Annotated in this window: 15 protein-coding genes; 5 read left to right on the top strand and 10 right to left on the bottom strand. The window is 66.6% G+C overall.

What is annotated here, in order from left to right; all coding sequences use genetic code 11:
* On the top strand, window positions 1–191 hold a 191-nt coding region (locus Q8R75_RS02805; RefSeq protein WP_305663504.1), incomplete at its 5' end, for a molybdenum cofactor biosynthesis protein MoaE.
* Window positions 192–220: 29 nt separating this feature from the next.
* Here the strand turns inward: Q8R75_RS02805 and Q8R75_RS02800 are convergent.
* The 5 genes from Q8R75_RS02800 to Q8R75_RS02780 form a co-directional block, all read right to left on the bottom strand.
* Window positions 221–2,926, bottom strand: a complete 2,706-nt coding sequence (locus Q8R75_RS02800; RefSeq protein ID WP_305612707.1) for a DEAD/DEAH box helicase family protein — start codon at window positions 2,924–2,926, stop codon at window positions 221–223.
* Complete coding sequence (locus Q8R75_RS02795) at window positions 2,923–3,144, bottom strand: hypothetical protein (protein ID WP_305612708.1); 222 nt, start codon at window positions 3,142–3,144, stop codon at window positions 2,923–2,925. Before Q8R75_RS02795 ends, Q8R75_RS02800 begins: the two co-directional genes overlap by 4 nt.
* Window positions 3,141–3,668: a zeta toxin family protein gene (locus Q8R75_RS02790; RefSeq protein WP_305663503.1), complete on the bottom strand. Its 528-nt coding sequence runs from the start codon at window positions 3,666–3,668 to the stop codon at window positions 3,141–3,143. The genes Q8R75_RS02795 and Q8R75_RS02790 overlap by 4 nt, the downstream gene beginning before the upstream one ends.
* On the bottom strand, window positions 3,665–5,278 hold the full coding sequence (locus tag Q8R75_RS02785; protein ID WP_305626111.1) for a site-specific DNA-methyltransferase: 1,614 nt from the start codon (window positions 5,276–5,278) through the stop codon (window positions 3,665–3,667). Before Q8R75_RS02785 ends, Q8R75_RS02790 begins: the two co-directional genes overlap by 4 nt.
* A gap of 191 nt (window positions 5,279–5,469) precedes the next feature.
* The gene (locus tag Q8R75_RS02780; RefSeq protein WP_305626112.1) at window positions 5,470–7,614 is read right to left on the bottom strand and encodes a 4Fe-4S binding protein; all 2,145 of its coding nucleotides are present in this window, start codon (window positions 7,612–7,614) and stop codon (window positions 5,470–5,472) included.
* Between the two features lie 182 nt (window positions 7,615–7,796).
* Here Q8R75_RS02780 and Q8R75_RS02775 point away from each other — a divergent pair, with 182 nt between their 5' ends.
* On the top strand, window positions 7,797–8,630 hold the full coding sequence (locus Q8R75_RS02775) for a tetratricopeptide repeat protein (protein ID WP_305626113.1): 834 nt from the start codon (window positions 7,797–7,799) through the stop codon (window positions 8,628–8,630).
* 428 nt (window positions 8,631–9,058) lie between these two features.
* Here the strand turns inward: Q8R75_RS02775 and Q8R75_RS02770 are convergent, their stop codons facing one another.
* The 3 genes from Q8R75_RS02770 to Q8R75_RS02760 all read right to left on the bottom strand — a co-directional run bounded on the left by Q8R75_RS02770 (window position 9,059) and on the right by Q8R75_RS02760 (window position 11,678).
* On the bottom strand, window positions 9,059–10,477 hold the full coding sequence (locus tag Q8R75_RS02770) for an ATP-binding protein (protein ID WP_305626535.1): 1,419 nt from the start codon (window positions 10,475–10,477) through the stop codon (window positions 9,059–9,061).
* The gene (locus tag Q8R75_RS02765; RefSeq protein WP_305614549.1) at window positions 10,474–11,199 is read right to left on the bottom strand and encodes a response regulator; all 726 of its coding nucleotides are present in this window, start codon (window positions 11,197–11,199) and stop codon (window positions 10,474–10,476) included. Before Q8R75_RS02765 ends, Q8R75_RS02770 begins: the two co-directional genes overlap by 4 nt.
* A 92-nt stretch (window positions 11,200–11,291) precedes the next feature.
* Window positions 11,292–11,678, bottom strand: coding sequence for a hypothetical protein (locus tag Q8R75_RS02760; RefSeq protein ID WP_305626532.1), 387 nt, complete (start codon window positions 11,676–11,678; stop codon window positions 11,292–11,294).
* Between the two features lie 186 nt (window positions 11,679–11,864).
* On the opposite strand from Q8R75_RS02760, the gene Q8R75_RS02755 reads away from it, so the two are divergent.
* Entirely contained in the window at window positions 11,865–14,468 is a 2,604-nt protein-coding gene (locus tag Q8R75_RS02755; RefSeq protein WP_305614547.1) for a glycosyltransferase, read from the top strand.
* 15 nt (window positions 14,469–14,483) lie between these two features.
* Window positions 14,484–16,025 carry a glucan 1,3-beta-glucosidase gene (locus Q8R75_RS02750; protein ID WP_305626531.1) on the top strand — a complete coding sequence of 514 codons (1,542 nt, stop codon included), beginning with the start codon at window positions 14,484–14,486 and terminating at the stop codon, window positions 16,023–16,025.
* A gap of 107 nt (window positions 16,026–16,132) precedes the next feature.
* Here Q8R75_RS02750 and Q8R75_RS02745 read toward each other — a convergent pair whose 3' ends face one another.
* The gene (locus Q8R75_RS02745) at window positions 16,133–17,227 is read right to left on the bottom strand and encodes an NADH:flavin oxidoreductase/NADH oxidase (RefSeq protein WP_305626529.1); all 1,095 of its coding nucleotides are present in this window, start codon (window positions 17,225–17,227) and stop codon (window positions 16,133–16,135) included.
* A gap of 98 nt (window positions 17,228–17,325) precedes the next feature.
* A complete protein-coding gene (locus tag Q8R75_RS02740; RefSeq protein WP_305626528.1) occupies window positions 17,326–17,799 on the bottom strand; it encodes a nuclear transport factor 2 family protein in 474 nt (157 codons plus the stop codon).
* A gap of 93 nt (window positions 17,800–17,892) precedes the next feature.
* Here Q8R75_RS02740 and Q8R75_RS02735 point away from each other — a divergent pair, with 93 nt between their 5' ends.
* A complete protein-coding gene (locus tag Q8R75_RS02735) occupies window positions 17,893–18,510 on the top strand; it encodes a TetR/AcrR family transcriptional regulator (protein ID WP_305626527.1) in 618 nt (205 codons plus the stop codon).
* The last annotated feature ends 35 nt before the right edge of the window (window positions 18,511–18,545 follow it).

Here is an 18,545-nt window from a genome sequence, read left to right as displayed (position 1 = left end):
AACCGGCCGACCGCATCGTGCTGGTCATCGTGGCAGGCAGTCACCGCGGCGAAGCCTTCGCCGCCTGCGAATTCATCATGGACTACCTGAAGACGCGCGCGCCGTTCTGGAAGCGCGAGGACACGCCCGACGGCAGCCGCTGGGTCGATGCGCGCGACAGCGACGAAAGTGCCGTGCAGCGCTGGGACTGATCAGGCGCCGTTCGTGTCGGGACTTCGTCTCAGCTCAACGCTTCGGCGATCCGATCCCATTGCCGGTCGCTGACCATCACGAACCGGCAGCGACCGCCTGACAGCCCCGCCCACAAGTCGCCGATCAGGCGGTCATCCGCCGCGGCAGCCCAGCGATCCGCGCCTTTGTACTCGACCGCCAGAATCGCGCCGGCCGCCTCCCCGGTGTCGGGTAGCCGGCACAGAAAGTCCGGGTAAAAGCGCCCGTCGGCCTTCTGCAGAAAGAACGAACTTCCCTCGCGGCGAACTAGGTTGCGCACCCAGAAGCGTATGCAGCCTTGCTGCGCTTGAATGTCGAGCCAGCAGGCACACTCGAACTCTTCCCGGCTGTCGAAGTCGCCCATGCGCCCGTAAAAGTGCCTGCGAAAATCGAAGTGCCCGAAACGGCCGTCGTAATCGCGGCTGGGGGCGTAGGCCTGCGCATGAAATTCGAACGCGTACTGATCGGTCACCGCCACGCGCGATGCCGCGTCGTCGCCGAACAGCGCCTGCTGGAACGCGTTGCCGACCGCCTGCTGGCGCAGCGCCCGGATGCGTGCTTCCAGCAGATTGCGGATCATGAACTTCTGCAGGTTGGCGCGGGCGAGGGTGAAGCCGTCCCGGCTCAGCAGCGTGGTCAGCCATGCAGCGACGAAGGCCTGCTTGCTCGCGTGGGTCAGCGAGGGCTCGGGCAGATTGCGGCAGAGCCAGGTCGCGATGCGCACTTCATCCCAGTTCTCCGGCCGGTAGACCAGACCCAGATCGCGCTGCAGATCCGGCAGGAAGCGCGAAATGACCTTGCCGCTTTCGCCATCCACATCGATCTCGCCGCCTTCCGACACCTTCAGGCCATGACCCAGCGTGCTCAGGTCGTCGGCTGTCGGCGCCGCGTCGTAGCGTGACAGGTCCCACGGGTAGTCCAGCACTTCCGGGTCGTCGAACAACTGCAGCGTGCCCTGAACCCGCAACGCGAGTTGCGGCACCCGAAAACGTTCGCCCAGCTCGGCCGGTGTCTGGAAGAACTCGATGGCTGTGGTGCGACTGATTGCGGCGGCGTCCCCGATGGCTGCCGCGGCGCTTTCACTGCTGACTGACGCTTTCAGAGCGTCGGTCTCATCCTCGGTCAGTGGCGCGCTGATGGTCAGCGTGTTGAGCTTGCTGTCCCAGCTCACCTTGTCGCGCACCGGCCTGGGTACGCTTCTCAGGTCGGGTTTTTCCGACAAGGTGATCGCGACCGGCCGCACCACGATGCGGCCGGCGTGCCCGTCCAGGTCGAGCCGCGCCTGATCGGCTCTGGCGGCGGTGACGAATTCGCTCACTTCACGCCGCTCGAAGCCGGCACCGGCCACCAGGCGGTCACGCAGCGCGCCGGCCGTCTCGGCGAAGTTGCGCGACACCACGAAGGCATACGACCGGTTCAGGGCAGCGGCCTGTCTGTGATGCGCGTCCGGCTGTCGCAGCACGCGCCCCAGCAGTTGCTCGACGGCAGTGGCCGACGACAGCGAGGCCATGCTGACCAGGATGTACGCGAACGGGCAGTCCCAGCCTTCCGCCAGCGCGCGCTGAGTGATGATGAATTTCACCGGGCAGGCCGGGTCGGCGATGCCGCCCGGGTAGTCGGCATCAATCTGTTCCAGCCCCCGTTCATCGCCGGTGGCGACGATGATTTCGCTCTCCGGAACACCGTGATTGCTGATCAGCTCGCGCCGCACCTTGTCGAAGTCCAGCGTATCGACACCGGTGCGGCGCGGCTCGGACTGGATCAGCACGAGCGGCCGCAGGTAGGGCGCACCGGCGCGGCGTTCGTCATCGGCCAGTTGCTGCAGCGCATTGCGCCGGCCGATGGCGTCGGCCAGACACTGCTGCCAGTTGGGTTCGGTTTCCAGCACCACCGGCAGCTTGATCATTTCTTCCGCCTTCAACTCGGCGGCCGACACGCTGTGCAGCACATTGCTGGGCGTGCGCTCGAGGTCAGGCGTGGCGGTCAGTTCCATCACGCCGCTGGGCCGGAATCGCGCCAGCATGTCGAATGCCAGTTCAGTGCGGCTGTTGTGCGCCTCGTCGACGATGACGAAAGGGCGGCGCAGCCGCAGCACGTTGGCCAGCGAATACGGCGTCGTACGCGCCGGGCCTTCGCCTTCGCTCAGCAATTCATCGCGCTGCATCAGCGACAGAGTGTCGAAGTGGTGCATCAGCGCGCCGCTGCTCTGATAGACCTTGCGGCATTCCTCGTCCGCCACCTGAAACGCCTGCCGCGTCGCCACGATGACGGTGGTCGAGGTGTCCAGCGTGGCGCGGGTGACGCTCTTGGCCTCTTCCAGATCCAGCACCGTGACGGGGCCGGCTTCCCGCAACGCGGCGTGGTAGGGGTGCGAGCGATTTCTCAGCGCCTTGATCGTCTGTTCGCGGATGGGTTTGCTTGGCACCAGCCACAGAATCACGCTGTGTTCGCTGCGCAGCAGATGTGTGTTGACCTGCGCCACCCCCTTCGCGGCCAGCCAGGTCTTGCCGCCACCGGTCGGCACGCGCAGACAGAAATACGGCATGTCGGCCGGAAAACCCGACAGCGGGTGGTACACGTTGCCGCGTCCCCACAGTCGCTCGGTGGTCGCGGTGAAGGCGATCGAAGGCGAAGGCAGTTCGTGGCAGGCCTTGAAGTACGCCTCGATGCTGTCGAGTACCTGCCGCTGGTAAGTCTTGGGCGCAAAGGGACTCACGACCGTTTCCCGTACTCGGCGGCGGATTCCTGCACCGTGTGTGCGGTGGCCTCGGGTTGGGGATAGACATGTTCCAGCGCGCCGTCACGCACCACGACAATCGCCGTGCCGGTCTGTGCGGCAATCTGGCGTGCCCGCTTGGCGGCACGCTGCAGCGCGTCCCACGAGCCACGCAGGTCAGCGTTCGCAGCAGTTTCAATCGGTCGCGGTGTGCTCATGATTCGCTCCAGTCCAGCAATTGCGGCCATTCGCCGGAATTGTCATACAGCGCCCAGACATCGACCTGCGGCGCGTAAAGATGTTCGAAGTGGTGCAGCCCGGTCGCAAAGCGCCGCCGGATGATCGCTTGCGGAATGTCATGCCCGCCCTGACGCACCCGCTGCGCCACGCGGGCAATGGCTTCGTCCGGGCTGTCCAGCCGCAGGAAGATCAGCTCGACCCGATAGCCGGCGAGCTGCCAGCGCTTGATGTGGCGCAGATAGCCACGCCCGGACAACGTGGTTTCGAAGGCAAAGCTTTCCCCGGCCAGAAAATGCCGATCCAGTTCTGCCAGCATCAGACGACCGGCGTGTAACGCAGCAGCTTCCGGTGCGAAAGGAGAGATGCCCGCAGCAATCAGATCGGCGTTCACGAACACTGGGCACGCCGCCTCGTTCGGCAGGAATTCGCGCGCAAAGGTGGTCTTTCCGGCGCCATTCGGGCCGGCGATGATGATGACCTTGCGCGCCTGATCCACGGTCACAGGTCGAGCGCGTACGGCGTCTGCTTGAAGGTGATGCCTTCGCGCGCGGCGCGGCCACCCATGCGGTTGGCCGCCGCGTAGACCACCTTCGGGCCGGCGAAGGCCGGCAGCAGGTCGAACACCGGGCCGGTCAGCACGTTGCCGCCCGCCGCCGACTTGTCCTTCAGGATGCCGTTGTACAGCAGGTAGATGGCGCGGCCCTCATGCACGCCGAGCAGCGGCGAATCGGCCGCGCCGGTGAAGCCCGTACCGGTTTCGGCAAACCACACGAATTCGGCCAGTTGCGCGAAGCGCACGTCGGCCCGTATCTGCCCATCGGCGTCGAACAGCGGCTCGGCGGACAGGCGACAGAACTGGAAGCCGCCGTCCAAACCTTCGACGGCGTTGCCCTTGGCGTTCGTGTAGCCGGTGGCGACGCGCTTCACGCGCTCGGCGGTGACGTTGCGGGCGATGCCATCGTCCATTTCCACCATCAGAAAACGTCGGTTGCCGCCGTCCTCGGAATTTTGCTTCAACACCGCATGGCCCGTGGTGCCGGAACCCGCGAAGCTATCGAGGACGATGGAGTTCTTGTCCGTCGCGATCTGCAGGATGCGCTGGATCAGGCGGGTCGGCTTGGGTGTGATGAAGACGTCGTCGGACGTATCGAAGTCGACGAGCTCAAGCAGCTCTTTCTTCCCTTCTTGAGAGTGCCCTACGTCGCCGTAGAACCACATCGTCTGCGGAACACGGCCATCTTTTACTTCGTGTAGAAACCTTTTGGTTTGAGGGATAGCGTTTCCGTCTTTACCCCACCAAATTCTATTGTCTCGGTCTAGTTCATCAAATCTAGCTTTCGAGATTGTCCAGTACCGTCCCTTCGGTGGCGCTTCAATACGTCGTCCCGAGGGTGAAGTAACGGAGTAAGTGCCATCCGAGTAAAAGTTACGAGCGGATAGGTCACTGGTTTTCCAGACCCCGCGAGCATCTTTGTCGGGGTTCTTGTACGCGGCATTCTGCTCGTCGGTACGGGGCAGCAAATTTGGCTTCCAAGAATCAGCCTTCGTTGCGTAGATGACCACGTAGTCATGGTCTTCAGACAGATGACGCGCGGAATTCTTCGGTGAATACACTTTCTGCCACAAGACTGTCGCGACGAAATTCTTGGCCCCGAAAACCTCATCCATCAGCAAGCGCAGCGTCGCCACTTCGTTGTCGTCGATCGAAATGAATATCGCGCCGTCCTCCCGCAGGAACTGCTTCAGCAGTACCAGACGTGGATACATCATGCACAGCCAGCGGTCGTGCCGGTCCAGCGTTTCGCCTTCCTTGCCCACGACCTCGCCCAGCCAACGGCGGATTTCCGGGCTGTTCACATTGTCGTTGTAGGCCCAGCCTTCGTTGCCGGTGTTGTACGGCGGGTCGATGTAGATGCACTTCACCTGACCGGCGTAGCGCGGCAGCAAGGCCTTGAGTGCGTGCAGGTTGTCGCCCTGCACGATGAGGTTGCCGCTGTCTGCACCCTGCGCTTCGCCGCAGCCCAGTTCCGGCACCGGTTCGAGCAGGCGGAAGGGCACCTCCTTGTGGTGTCTGACGACGGCGTCCTTGCCGATCCAGTTCAACGTGGGCATTCAGGCCTTTCGATCAAGCTTCGGGAGATGTCTGCGCGCCCGCGCCGCATGCGGTCGCGGCCGCACGGATGCGTCGGAAAGCCCGGAATTTAACAGCTTGAGTGCGCCGGGTGCGCGATGGATGTCCGCGTCATCCGGGTGCCGGGTGTCGCACCCCGTTTACATATATGCAGACGATGACGGCGCCGCCCTCATTGCGCGCTTCCGGTTCTGACCGGAATCGGGAAGGGTTTCACGGTGCGGCCCTTCTTCGCATACAGCAGCACCGGCGCGCAGCGCTTTGCATCGGCGTGGATGCCGACGCAGTCCAGGCACTGGAAGCAGTCGTCGTAGCGGATTTCGCCGCTGCGGTCGATGGCATCGTATTCGCAGCGATGGCGGCAGGTCTGGCACGGCTTGCCGCATTCGGCGCGTCGCGCGAGCCAGTCGAAGCGGCGCAGCTTGCCGCCTAGTACCATGGCGGCGCCCAGCGGGCACACGAAGCGGCAGAAGAACTTGTAGCTGAAGGCGCCCGCCAGCAGCAGGCCGACGGCCCAGGCCACATAGGGCCACGTGCGGTCGAAGCCGACCGTGATCGCCGTCTTGAATGGCTCGACCTCGACCAGCGCGGTTGCCAGGTCGGGCGTGAATGCGGCGGCGGCCACCAGCACGAGCAGGATGACGTAGCGGCCGCGGTCGAGCGTGCGGGCGAGCAGGGCGGGCAGGCGGATCTGCGGTATGCGCAGCTTGTGCGCCGCCATCGCGATGAATTCCTGCAGCGCGCCGAACGGGCACAGCCAGCCGCAGAACGTGCCGCGGCCCCAGATGAAGAAACTCACCAGCGTGAACGTGATGATGAGCAGCGACACCGGGTCGTACAGGAAGCTCTTGAGGCTCTGGCCGGCCACCAGCGTCTTGATTGCGCCGGTGATCTGCACGATGGACAACTGTCCCTGCGCATACCAGCCGATGAACACCAGCGTGAACAGCAGGAAGCCGCTGCGGAACGCCACCAGCCGGCGCGCGTCCTTAGCCATCCACTGCGGCCTTGCCAGCACGACCGACAGCAGCACGAGCGCAGCGCCTATCAACGCCAGATCCGGCCAGCGGCCCTGCCAGGCGATGAGCCATTCCGGCAGCGGCTTCGGCGGATACACGAACAGCCGCTCGGGCAGCGCGTAGTCGAGCGCCACGGTCTTATTGGTGATGCGCGGCAGCATGATGCCCTTGGCGCGGGTCAGCGTGAGCGTGACCTGAATGGGCTGCGCCGGGTCGAGACTGGACGCGGCATAGATGCGGAACACGCCGGAGGCATTGAAGGCGGGCGCGCCGGCCGGCGCCGGGTGCTCGAACACCAGATCGCGCATTTCCGCCGGGTAGCCGCCCTGGGTCAGTTGCAGTTTGGGCGGAGCGGTGCCGGGCACGAAGCTGTCGTCGAGCACCGCGTCGCGCCCGGTGCTGGCGAGCCACAGCGCGTGCTGGCCGGGTTCGAGCTTGTCCATCAGGTCGGCGTAGCGCGCCTCGCCCAGCACGGTGCGGCCGACGGTCGGCGCATTCAGATAGGCGACGTAAAGCTCGATCAGCGTGTCGCCCGGGCTGCGCAGCGCGTCTTCGTCGACGCCTTCGCCTTCGCTGCCGGCAAACAGCTTTTCCGCCTCGGCGTGTGTCACGCGCAGACGCCCGACCAAGCCGCGCTCGACCAGCGCCGGAAAGTCCAATGGTTCATAGACATCGCTGCGCACTTCCGCGGGCGGGCCGCGTGTGCCGGGGTCGGCGAAACCCAGCTTGGCGCGCGCCACCGCCAGCCCGGCGGCCAGCGCGGTCTGGTTCACGATGCGTACCGACGCGGTGGCCTTCGTGACGCCGTCCAGCACCACGCGGTTGTCGGCGACGCCGGCTTTCGTGTTGCCGTAGGCCGACGACACCGTGAAGTCCTGGCGCAGGTTCTTGCCGGCGTACTGGCGCACGAACTCGTTCAGCGGCGTTTCGCCCAGGCCGCTCAGGAACACCGGTTCGTGCTGGCGCAGCACCGATACGTCAATGAAGTTGCCCTTGCGGTCGATCGCCACCAGCAGATTCATCGGCGTGCCTTCGAACCCCGGGATGGGCGCCAGATCGATCGACTCGAACACATAGCCGATCGGTCCGCCTTCCGGTTCCAGTTCGCTGGTGATCGGCCAGGCGGGAATGTCGGCCAGTTTCGGTTGCACATGCAGCGGCGGCGGAAAGCGCGCCGACAGTGCTTCCAGCGTCATGTCGCCAGCGAAGGCGGGCGTGCAGGACAACACAACGAGCAGCGCGCAGGCAAACGCCGCGGCGAGCACGAAGCGGATTGGACCGAACTGGGAAGACGTCATCGTGCGACAGCAGGCGTGTCATGAAGCGGCGGTTCGCGACGCTAGCACACGTCGGCCAGATCGAAATCCTTATCGACGGGGAAACTCCTTCGTACGTAAAGCTGTCAAGCAAACAAGACATTCCCGATGAGCGCTGCCGCATTCTGCCGGCAGCGCCCGGGAAGACCATCGGGAGACCCACATTGAACAAGCGACGTTTTCGACCGCACCGCCTGCTGCACGCCTTGGTCGCCCTCGGCTTGTTGCCGCTGTCGGCGTTCGCGCTGACCGAAGCGGACATCGACGAAGCCATCCGCAAGCCGTCCTGGGGGCTGTACAAGGGCTATGCCGAATTCAAGATGGCGCACTACGACGACGCCAAACGCATCTGGACCGTGCTGGCCGAGCGCGGCAGCGGCGAGGCCTGGTTCAATCTGGGCATCCTGGCCGAAGACGGGCTGGGGGAGCCGCGCGACCCGCAGCAGGCGCGCTATCGTTACGAACAGGGCGCACTGGCCGGCAGCCGCAATGCAGCGCTGCGTCTCGGCCTGCTGCTGCAGACCAGCAAGCTCGGCGCGCCCGAGCCCGATAACGCGCGCCGCTGGCTGAAGGTGGCGGCCGACGGCGGCGATCAGGAAGCGGTCACCCTGCTTGCCGCGCTGACTGGCAATGCACCGGACGGCAGCGCCGCCGACCGTGCCTTGGCCGACGCCCGCAAGTTTGAAGCCGAAGGGCGGCACGGCGACGCGGTGACGCAGTATCGTGCGCTGGCCGACGCGGGTGATGCGCGTGGTGTCACCCGCCTCGCCTGGGCCTACGAGTCGGGCCGCGGTGTGCCGCGCGATCTGGCCGAAGCTGCGCGGCTGTTCCGTGTTGCGGCGGAGAAGGGCGAAGCGGAAGCGCAGTACGCGCTGTCGGTCATGCTCGAAACCGGCGCCGGCCAATCGCGCAACAGCGACGAATCGCTGCGCTGGCTGCGTAGCTCGGCCGACCAGAAATACCCGCCCGCGGTCGAGGCCCTGCAGGCGCGCAAGTAGCGGCAGCCTGCGATGCAGGCGCCGGGGCTGTGCCCGCCAAGACCGCGACGGCTTCAAGACTCGCGACGTTTTTCGTAGGAGCGGACCCTGTCCGCGATAGGCGCGTTGATCAAGCGGAGTCGCCATTTTGGAGACCGGGATCGCCTGCAGGGGCGGAGCGGGGGTTTCGGCGAGCACGGCTCGCCGCCCGTGGAGCCGGTCGGCCATGCAGGGCCGACCGTGGGACGGCTCCTACGAAAACCGCGAGGGCTTCGCAGCTGGCGACGTTTTTCGCAGGAGCGGACCCTGTCCGCGATGCGTGCGTTGATCAGGCGACAGCGCGTACTCCGAGACCGCAGATCACCTGCCGGGCGGCCTTCGGGACGACCCTGGTGCAACCCCGAGGTGCCGCCTCGCAATCTTGGATCGTGGCCCGGTTGCGGCTCGCCTCAGGAGGCGATCGGCAACACCAGGCTGGCGCGCAGTCCGCCTTCTGGCCGGCGGCTGAGCGTGATGTCGCCGCCCTGCGCGCGGGCCACGGCGCGGGCGATCGCGAGACCCAGGCCGCTGCCGCCGGTGTGCCGGGCGCGTGACGCCTCCAGCCGCACATAGGGCTCGAACACCCGCTCGCGTTCGGCTTCCGGAATGCCTGGGCCGTCGTCGTCGATGTCCACCCGCGCTTCGGTGGCGTTGCCCGACACGGTGACGCGGATCTTGCCGCCGCCGTAGCGGCGCGCGTTGTCCATCAGATTCGCCAGGCAGCGACGGGTGATCGACGGTCGCACGATGACCGGCTGCGCCACGCTGCCGCTCACTTCGATGTCGGCGCCCAGCGCGGCGATGTCGTCGGCGACGCCTTCGACCAGCGCGTCGAGCCGGGTCGGCGCGGCGGCTTCAGAACTGTCGCCGGCGCGCAGGAAAGCCAGCGTGTCGTCAATCAGCGTTTCCATGTCGGCAAGGTCGCGCTCGATGGCGTCGCGTACCGGGCCTTCGGGCAATTGTTCGAGGCGCAGCCGCACGCGCGTGATCGGCAACCGCAGGTCATGCGACACGCCGGCCAGCGCCTGCGCCCGGGTGTGGATCAGCGTGCGCAGCGCGCGCTGCATGCTGTTGAAGGCGCGTGCGGCGCCGGCCACTTCGCGCGGGCCGGATTCGCCCAGCGGGGCCTGTTCGAGGTCGCGCGCCAGCCCGTCGGCGGCGCGCGCGAACATGTCGAGCGGCCGGGTCAGCCGGCGCACCACCCAGATCGACAGCAGGCTGACGACGACGGCCACCAGCAGCAGGCTGCCGACGATGCGCAGCGGCCGCTCGGCGACTGCCGGTGGCGGCGAGTAGCGGAAGGTGACCACGGTCCCGTCGTCCAGGCGCGCCTGCGTCGACACATTTTCGGCATGCGGCCTGGAGAGCAGTCGGGTCAGTGCTGGCGGTGGCGGAGGCGGCGGTCGCAGCGGCAGCGCGTCACCGGCCGGCGCGCCCGCGGGCGCCTTTGGACGTTCCAGCGTGATCACCTGATGCACATGCCGTCCCGCAATACGTTCGCCGACCTTGCTGGCGAACGACTCGAAGTCTTCGTCCACCGGCCGCGCGTCGTCATGCCATGGCTCGTCGAGCGACAGCGCTGTGCTCGGGCTTGCCAGCAGCCGCACCAGACGGGCCCGGCCGGCCGGGCCGGTGTCGTTGATCAGCGCGATCGATTCGGCCACCCGGGTCGCTGCATACTCGCTGCGTACCTGCCGCGACAAGCGCACACGGTCGTCCACCACCAGCCACAGACCGATGCCGTTGGCCACCAGCAGGCCGCCGAGCAGCGTCAGCAGGATCTGGCCGAACAGCGTGCGCGGCATCAGGCGCGAGAAAAACGCGCTCAAACGTGTTTCTCCACCGGCACCGACAGCACATAGCCTTCGCTGCGCAGCGTGCGGATGATGCGCGGCTCGCGCCCGTCGTCGCCGAGCCGGCGGCGCAGCCGGCTGATCATCACGTCGACCGTGCGATCGAACGGCCCGGCGCTGCGCCCGGCCAGCACGTCCATCAGCTGGTCGCGCGACAGTACGCGGTTCGGGCTTTCGGCCAGCGCGTTGAGCATGCGGAATTCGCCGCTCGACAGCGGTGTCACCACGCCCTCGGCGTCCACCAGGTGGCGAGCGCCCAGATCGAGCGTCCAGCCAGCAAATTTCAGCGAGCGCACGTTGCCGTCGCCGTCCGGATGTTCCGGCGCACGACGCAGGATGCTGCGCACCCGGGCCAGCAGTTCGCGCGGATGGAATGGCTTGGGCAGGTAGTCGTCGGCACCCATTTCGAGGCCGATGATGCGGTCGAGCTCGTCACCGCGCGCGGTCAGCATCAGGATGGGCAGGCGCGATTTAGCGCGGATTTCGCGGCACAGCGCGAGCCCGTCGTCCCCGGGCAGCATCACGTCGAGAATCAGCAGGTCGCATGCTTCATGCGCGAGCGCGGCGCGCAGGCCGGGGCCGTCTGCCACGGTGCGCACGTCCATGTCCTGCTTGCCGAGATAGTCGCGCAGCAGTTCGCGCAGGTCGGGATCGTCGTCGACGACCAGAATGCGCGGCTTGGGATTTACGATGGTCATGCAGGCAAGCTTAGCGGCTTGCCGGCGCCGCGCATGCAATCCGGACAAATCCACACAGCCGGTTTACGCGCGGTTAACATTGCACCGGGCAGTCAGTGCGCGCCGCGGCGTCGTGACCGGGTCGAGGTCAGTGCGACCAGACCGAGCAGCAGTCCGGCGGCGGCGTAGTCAGCGCTGTACAGAATCAGGCCGGCGCCGCCGCTGACCACCGCCAGTGCAGTCAGCGCGGGGATGCGGGTCGCCATGGCCAGTGCGCCGGACGCCAGTGCCAGCCAGCCGATGCGCTGGTCGATGAACAGCTGCGGCGCGTAGCGCCTTGCAGCGCAGCGCCAGTCGTCGCTCGCGGCAGCGCACACGCCGTGCAGCGCGTCGGATTCCATCAGCCCGTAACGCAGCGCCGCGCTGGCCGCGACGGCTGCGGCGAAGGCGAGGATCAGGCCGGTGAGCGGCGCGTTGCGGTGAAACAGGTGTCGGTTCATGGGCGGGGGAGTGTAGGCGGAGTCCGTCGCCACAGGGCAACGGATTTTCGCTGTGTTAGCATCGCCGCGCTGCAACAACGGGTCGTTCGCAGACATGTACAACGCGTCAGGACAGCGATTTGTGCAGACCCCAACCTTACCGGAAAATCCGCGTCCGACGCCTCATGGCGCGGTCGCACACCGCGCATGAAAAGACATATTTCGTTCGCCCGGATACTGATGGCGCTGTTCGTGGCGGGCGGCGTTGCCGCGGTCCACTTCGGCCTGTGGGCGGTGATGAACCGGCCGGTCAGTCTGGTCGAACCGCTCGACTACATTGACGGATTTTCGTATAGCCCCTACCGCCGTGACCAGACACCGCTGCGCGGCATCTACCCGTCGTATGACGAGATCGCGCAGGACCTTGCGCAACTGGGTGGCATCGCCCACCGCATCCGTACCTACAACTCGACTGAAAACCCGGAAGTGTCGGATCTTGCCGGCCAGAACGACCTGAAGGTCACCGCCGGCGCGTGGATCGATACCGACAAGGTGCGCAACCGGCGCGAAATTGGTGCGCTGCTGGCCGACGCCCGCTTGCACAGCAACATCGACCGGCTGATGGTCGGCAACGAAGCACTGCTGCGCGCCGATGTGACGATGCCGGAAATGATCGAGTACCTGAGAGAGGTGCGCGAGGCGACCGATCTGCCGGTGTCCACCGCCGAGCCTTGGCATGTCTGGCTGAAAAACCCCGAACTGGCCAATCACGTCGACTACCTCGCCGTTCACCTGCTGCCGTATCACGAGGGCTTGCCAGCGGACAAGGCGGTCGATTACGCGATGGCGCGCTATCAGGAACTGCTCGATGCCTTTCCGGGCAAGCCCATCCTGATCGGTGAAATCGGCTGGCCGAGCAAGGGGCCGACCATCCAGGCCGCCGTGGCCTCGGAAGAGAACCAGGCGCGCTTCGTGCGCGAGTTCCTGTACCGCTCGCTGTGCAAGAACCTGGACTACTTCCTGATCGAAGCCTACGACCAGCCGTGGAAGATCGAAATCGAAGGCTGGGCCGGCGCCTACTGGGGCATGTTCAATGCCGACCGCCAGTTGAAGTTCCCGCTCGAAGGCAGCGTCGACCGCAACAGTGGCTGGATCGACGACGCCGTCGTGGCCACCGTGTTTGCGCTGGTCCCGATGCTGCTGCTGTGCCTCGCACAGCGGGGCATGAGCATGTTCGGCCTGCTGTGGATGTGCGTACTGGTGCAGGCCTGCGTCACCGCCATCGTCATTTCGGCCCGGCTGCCGGCAGACTATTACTTCACGCTGCGCGATCTCACGGCGCTGATCGGTCTGGTGTTCGGCGTCATGCTGACCGCTGGCGTGCTGTTGACCAATGGCTTCGAATTCGCCGAGGTGTTCTTCAAGGCGCGCTGGCGCCGCGCCTACAAGGCGGCCGAGCCGCTGCCGCCCGAGCAGCAGCCGTTCGTGTCGGTGCATCTGGCCTGCTGCAACGAGCCGCCGGAAATGGTGATCGCCACCATCGACAGTCTGGCTGCCATGGACTACCAGCACTTCGAAGTGCTGGTTATCGACAACAACACCAAGGATGAGGCGCTGTGGAAGCCGGTCGAGGCCCGCATGGCCGAGCTGGGGCCGCGCTTCCGCTTTTTCCATCTGTCGCCGTGGCCGGGCTTCAAGGCCGGCGCGCTGAATTTCGGCTTGAAGCAGACCGACCCGCGGGCCACCGTGGTCGGCGTGGTTGACGCCGATTACGTGGTCACCCCGGACTGGTTGAGTGCACTGGTGCCTCACTTTCACGATGAAAAGGTGGCCGTCGTGCAGGCGCCGCAGGCGCACCGCGAATGGGAGCGCCACCCGTTCCGGCGCATGTGCAACTGGGAGTTCGAAGGCTTCTTCCGCATCGGCATGCACCACCGGCACGAGCGCAATGCGCTGATCCAGCACGGCACGATGACGCTGGTGCGCCGTTCGCGCCTGGAAAGTTCGGGCAGCTGGTCGGAGTGGTGCATCTGCGAAGACACCGAACTTGGACTGCGCCTGCTCGAGAACGGCGACGAACTGCGCTACATCGACCGCGTATTCGGCCGCGGCCTGACGCCGGCCAGCTTTGCCGCACTGAAGTCGCAGCGCTTCCGCTGGGCTTTCGGCGCGATGCAGATCCTGAAGGGTCACTGGCGTTCGCTGTTCGGTCGCAGCAAGCTCGACAGCGGCCAGCGCTATCACTTCATTACCGGCTGGTTTTCATGGTTCGGCGACGCGCTGCAACTGGTGTTCGCGATGGGCGCCATCGCCTGGACGGCAGCCATGCTGATCTGGCCCAAGCTGTTTTCGCTGCCGGTCACCATCATGCTGGCGCCGGTGCTCGGCCTGCTGGTCGCCAAGGCGGCGATGGGGCCGATCCTGTACCGGCGCGCGATGGACTGTCCGTGGGCCGATATCGCCGGCGCATCGCTGGTCAGCCTCGGTCTGTCGCATTCGATCGCGCGTGGCGTGATCGCCGGTCTGACGCACAAGCGTGGCGTATTCCTGCGCACCGCAAAGGGCAGGGGCGAAAGTGGTCTGGCCCAGTTCTTCCAGCCGATCCGCGAGGAAACGTATCTGCTGCTGGCGCTGATCGCCGCCGCCTGGGCCATGATCATGATGCGCGGTACTCAGAACATAGAAGTCGTGCTGTGGGTGACCATGCTGGGTCTGCAGTCGCTGCCCTACCTTGCCGCCATGGGCTGCCAGTTCATCGCCCAACTGCCTGAAAAAGCCGAGCCGCTGCCGGCGCAGGCCCAGGCAGCGTGATCGGTCACTGAACAAATGAACCGTCCCGCGCCGCGCTGGGTGCGTTATGCGCTCGTCCATTTCTTCGTTCTCGTGCTGCTGGCGGTCTGGCTGTGGCAGCGCAATGTGGCGCAGCCGCTGGCCGACGTGCCGGCGGACGCAGGCAAACTGCAGTGCGTGTCCTACGCGCCTTATTACCGCCCGGGTGAATCGCCGCTGCAACCGGACTTCCGGGTCACGCGCGAGCGGATCGACGCCGATCTGGCGCGACTGGCCGAAATTTCCGGCTGCGTGCGGCTGTATTCGGTCGACCAGGGCCTGCACCATGTGCCAGAGCTGGCCGGCAAGCACGGGCTGAAGGTATTGCTTGGCGCGTGGATAGGCGGTGACAAGCTGAAGAACGACCGCGAACTGGCGCAGGCCATCGAACTGGCCAACCGTCACGCAGACGTGGTGCGCGGCCTGATCGTCGGCAATGAGGTGCTGCTGCGACGCGAACAGACGCCGGACGCCATGCGCATCTATATCGAACGCGCGCAGGCGGCGACGAATGTGCCGGTCACCTACGCCGACGTGTGGGAGTTCTGGCTGATGAACCAGAGCCTCGCGCAGTCGGTCGATTTCGTCACCGTGCATGTGCTGCCGTACTGGGAAGACGAACCGCAGCCGATCGATCGCGCCATCGCCCACGTCGAGGGCGTGATGAAGACGGTCGATGCCACCTTCGACAAGCCGCTGGTGATCGGCGAAACCGGCTGGCCCAGCGTCGGCAAGCAGCGCGATGGCGCGCGCCCCGGTGTGCTGGAACAGGCGCGCTACCTGCGCGAATTCGTCATCGCCGCGCAGACGCACGGCTGGCAGTACAACCTGATCGAAGCTTTCGACCAGCCGTGGAAGCGCCGGCTGGAGGGCACGGTGGGCGGCTTCTGGGGTCTGCTCGATTCGGACGGCCAGGCCAAGTTTGCCTGGCAGGGGCCACTGGCCGAGCGGGTCGACGGGCCGCAGCCACTGGTCGCCGGCGCTGCCGGTCTGGCGCTGGCGCTCGTGCTATCGACGCTCGGCCGCGTGCGCCGACCGGCCGCGACGGTCGCGTTCGCCGTGTCCGGCGTGCTGGCCGGCGTTATCGCTTCGCTGCAGTTCGAATATCTCGCGCTGGCCTGCCGCAGTCCGCTCGAATGGGCCGCCATGGGGAGCATTGCAGCGGCCGGCTGGCTGATGTGGGCCGCGCTGCCCTGGACGCTGCACGGTGGCCCCGGCGATGCGGTGCGCCTTGCGGCCCGGGTGCTGCTGTTCGGTCTGGCATTCAGCGGCCTGCTGCTGGCTGTCGACGGCCGGTATCGCGACTTTCCCTTCCTGCTGTTCCTGCTGCCGGCGGTGCAGTGGGGTCTGGCCTCAGCCTGGGCCCGGCTGGCGCCTTTGCCTGCGCTGCCGGAAGCGCCGCTGTTCGCCGCCGTCGCAGTGCTCGGCAGCGCCGTCGCCTGGCTTGCCGACTGGCGCAACCCGCAGGCGCTGGCCTGGCTCGCGCTGACGCTCGTCATGGCCAGCGCTTTCGTGCTGCGCCGCGAACGCGGGTACTGAGCCGAAACCGCCGCTCGCGGCGAGGCTGCCGCTCCCACAAGGACCGCTCCCCAGGCACGCTACCTGCAGCGAAACTCCAGCTTTCCGGCAGCCCGCCATCGCACCCTTCAGCGGAACAGCGTCTTGAATTCCCTCGGCTGGCAGCGCAGGTACTGCGGTGCGGCGTCGACCTGCGCGCCCAGTGTCGCGGCGGCGTGCCACGGCCAGCGAGGGTCGTACAGCATGGCGCGCGCGAGTGCGATCAGATCCGCCTGACCGCTGGCGAGGATGGCTTCGGCCTGTTCCGCTTCGGTGATCAGACCGACCGCGATGGTCGGCAGGCCGCCGTCGCGCTTGATGCGTTCGGCGAACGCGACCTGGTAGCCAGGTACCGCCGGAATCTGCTGCAGCGGCGAGGCCCCGCCACTCGATACATGAATGTACGCCGCGCCGCGTGCCTTCAGCGCCTGCGTGAAGACGACGCTCTGTTCCACGTCCCAGCCGCCGTCCACCCAGTCGCTGGCGGAAATGCGCACGCCGACCGGTTTGTCGGCGGGAAAGGCCGCGCGCACGGCGTCGAACACTTCAAGCGGGAAGCGCATGCGGTTGTCCAGCGAGCCGCCATATTCGTCGCCGCGCGTGTTGGCCAGCGGCGTCAGGAACTGGTGCAGCAGATAGCCGTGCGCGGCGTGCACTTCGATCGCGTCCAGTCCGAGCCGCGCAGCGCGGCGGGCCGTGTCGGCGAACGCAGTGCGGATGCGTCCAAGTCCTGCAGCATCGAGGGGGACCGGCGCGTGTTCGCCCGGCGCATGCGGCTGCGCCGACGGCGCCACGGTCTGCCAGCCGCCGGCCGACGGCGCAATCTGTGCACCGCCTTCCCACGGCCTTGCGACCGATGCTTTGCGTCCGGCGTGACCGATCTGGATCGCGATCGGCATGGCCGAATGCGTACGCACCGCATCGAGCACGCGCGCCAGCGCCGCTTCGTTGGCATCCGACCACAGGCCGAGGTCCTGCGGCGAAATGCGGCCCTCGGGCTCGACGGCCGACGCTTCGATGATGAGCAGACCGGCGCCGGACAGCGCCATCTGCCCCAGATGCATCAGATGCCAGTCGGTGGCGCAGCCTTCCCGCGCCGAGTACTGGCACATCGGAGCGATGACGATGCGGTTGGCGAGCTGGAGCGGGCCGAGCGCATAGGGCTGGAAAAGCAGGCTGGACATGGGTGAAGGTGCGTGGTGACAAAGGCGTGCAGTATCCCTGACGGCGACCCGGGCGCGCCACCGCCCGGTCGACGAACCAACGAAAAGTCAATGAAGAATCAGAGCCCGAGTTCGCTCAGCCCCGGATGGTCGTCCGGCCGACGGCCCTGCGGCCAACGAAACAGGCGATCGGCTTCGCTGATCGGCAGGTCGTTGATGCTGGCGTGGCGGCGAGCCATCAGGCCGCGTTCGTCGAATTCCCAATTCTCGTTGCCGTAGGAGCGGAACCAATGGCCGTCCGCGTCATGCCATTCGTAAGCGAAACGCACGGCGATGCGGTTGCCACCGGTGCACCACAGCTCCTTGATCAGCCGGTACTCCTGCTCCTTCGCCCACTTCGCGGTCAGGAACTCGACGATTCCGGCGCGCCCGTTGATGAATTGCGAGCGGTTGCGCCAGCGGCTGTCCGGCGTGTAGGCGAGCGACACCTTGTGCGGATCGCGGTTGTTCCAGCCGTCTTCTGCGGCGCGCACCTTCTGTGCGGCGGTGTCGGCGGTGAAGGGCGGCAGCGGCGGGCGGCGGGCGTCGGTCATGGCGGGCTCCATCGGGCAGGGTTGGAAAAAGGGTGGTGATACAGATCTGTCTACATGCTTGAACAAGACAGGTCTGTCTGTCAACATGCGCGGATGACCTTCTCGCTCGATGACCTCGCCGGCCCCGGCCCGCTGCCCGACCAGGATGCGCGAACGCGCGTGCTGGAAACCGCCTACCGGCTGTTCTACCGGTACGGCCTGCGCGCCACCGGCATCGACCGCATCATCGCCGAGTCCGGCGTGGCCAAGATGTCGTTCTACCGCCACTTTCCGTCCAAGCAGGCGCTGATCGACGCCTATCTCGACCTGCGCCATGTGCGCTGGATGGCCTGGCTGGAAGGCCGGCTCGCCGGGCTGACCTCGCGCGACTGGCTCGCCGCGCTGCCCGATGCGCTTGATGACTGGTTCGGAGCGCCCGGCTTTCGCGGTTGCGCCTTCATCAACGGACATGCCGAAGCCGGCCCGGATGCGCCCGCGATGACCGTGACGCACAAGCGCGAACTGGCGGCGCGCATCGAACAGCAGTGCGCCGACGCCGGTCTGGCCCGCCCCGCAGAGGTGGCGGCAGACCTGCTGCTGGCCCTCGAAGGCGCCATCGTCCGTGCGCAGATGGACGGCGCGGACGTCGCGCGCGGCGCGCTGCACAGACTATTCGCGCGCACCTTGTCCGCTGCCGGCGGCGAACGGGCTTGGCGGTCCCCGGAACGCTGACTGTGGAGCAGCTGTGGGAGCGGCGATCCACTGCC

The organism is Methyloversatilis sp. (assembly GCF_030696805.1).
Lineage (GTDB): Bacteria > Pseudomonadota > Gammaproteobacteria > Burkholderiales > Rhodocyclaceae > Methyloversatilis.
This window is presented reverse-complemented; position numbering and strand designations above follow the sequence as displayed.

Excerpts from the sequence above, each read along its gene's own strand:
- Q8R75_RS02795 (WP_305612708.1), bottom strand. The coding sequence starts at position 3,144 with ATGAGCACACCGCGACCGATTGAAACTGCTGCGAACGCTGACCTGCGT.
- Q8R75_RS02785 (WP_305626111.1), bottom strand. The coding sequence starts at position 5,278 with ATGCCCACGTTGAACTGGATCGGCAAGGACGCCGTCGTCAGACACCAC.
- Q8R75_RS02780 (WP_305626112.1), bottom strand. The coding sequence starts at position 7,614 with ATGACGTCTTCCCAGTTCGGTCCAATCCGCTTCGTGCTCGCCGCGGCG.
- Q8R75_RS02765 (WP_305614549.1), bottom strand. The coding sequence starts at position 11,199 with ATGACCATCGTAAATCCCAAGCCGCGCATTCTGGTCGTCGACGACGAT.
- Q8R75_RS02760 (WP_305626532.1), bottom strand. The coding sequence starts at position 11,678 with ATGAACCGACACCTGTTTCACCGCAACGCGCCGCTCACCGGCCTGATC.
- Q8R75_RS02755 (WP_305614547.1), top strand. The coding sequence starts at position 11,865 with ATGAAAAGACATATTTCGTTCGCCCGGATACTGATGGCGCTGTTCGTG.
- Q8R75_RS02750 (WP_305626531.1), top strand. The coding sequence starts at position 14,484 with ATGAACCGTCCCGCGCCGCGCTGGGTGCGTTATGCGCTCGTCCATTTC.
- Q8R75_RS02745 (WP_305626529.1), bottom strand. The coding sequence starts at position 17,227 with ATGTCCAGCCTGCTTTTCCAGCCCTATGCGCTCGGCCCGCTCCAGCTC.
- Q8R75_RS02740 (WP_305626528.1), bottom strand. The coding sequence starts at position 17,799 with ATGACCGACGCCCGCCGCCCGCCGCTGCCGCCCTTCACCGCCGACACC.
- Q8R75_RS02735 (WP_305626527.1), top strand. The coding sequence starts at position 17,893 with ATGACCTTCTCGCTCGATGACCTCGCCGGCCCCGGCCCGCTGCCCGAC.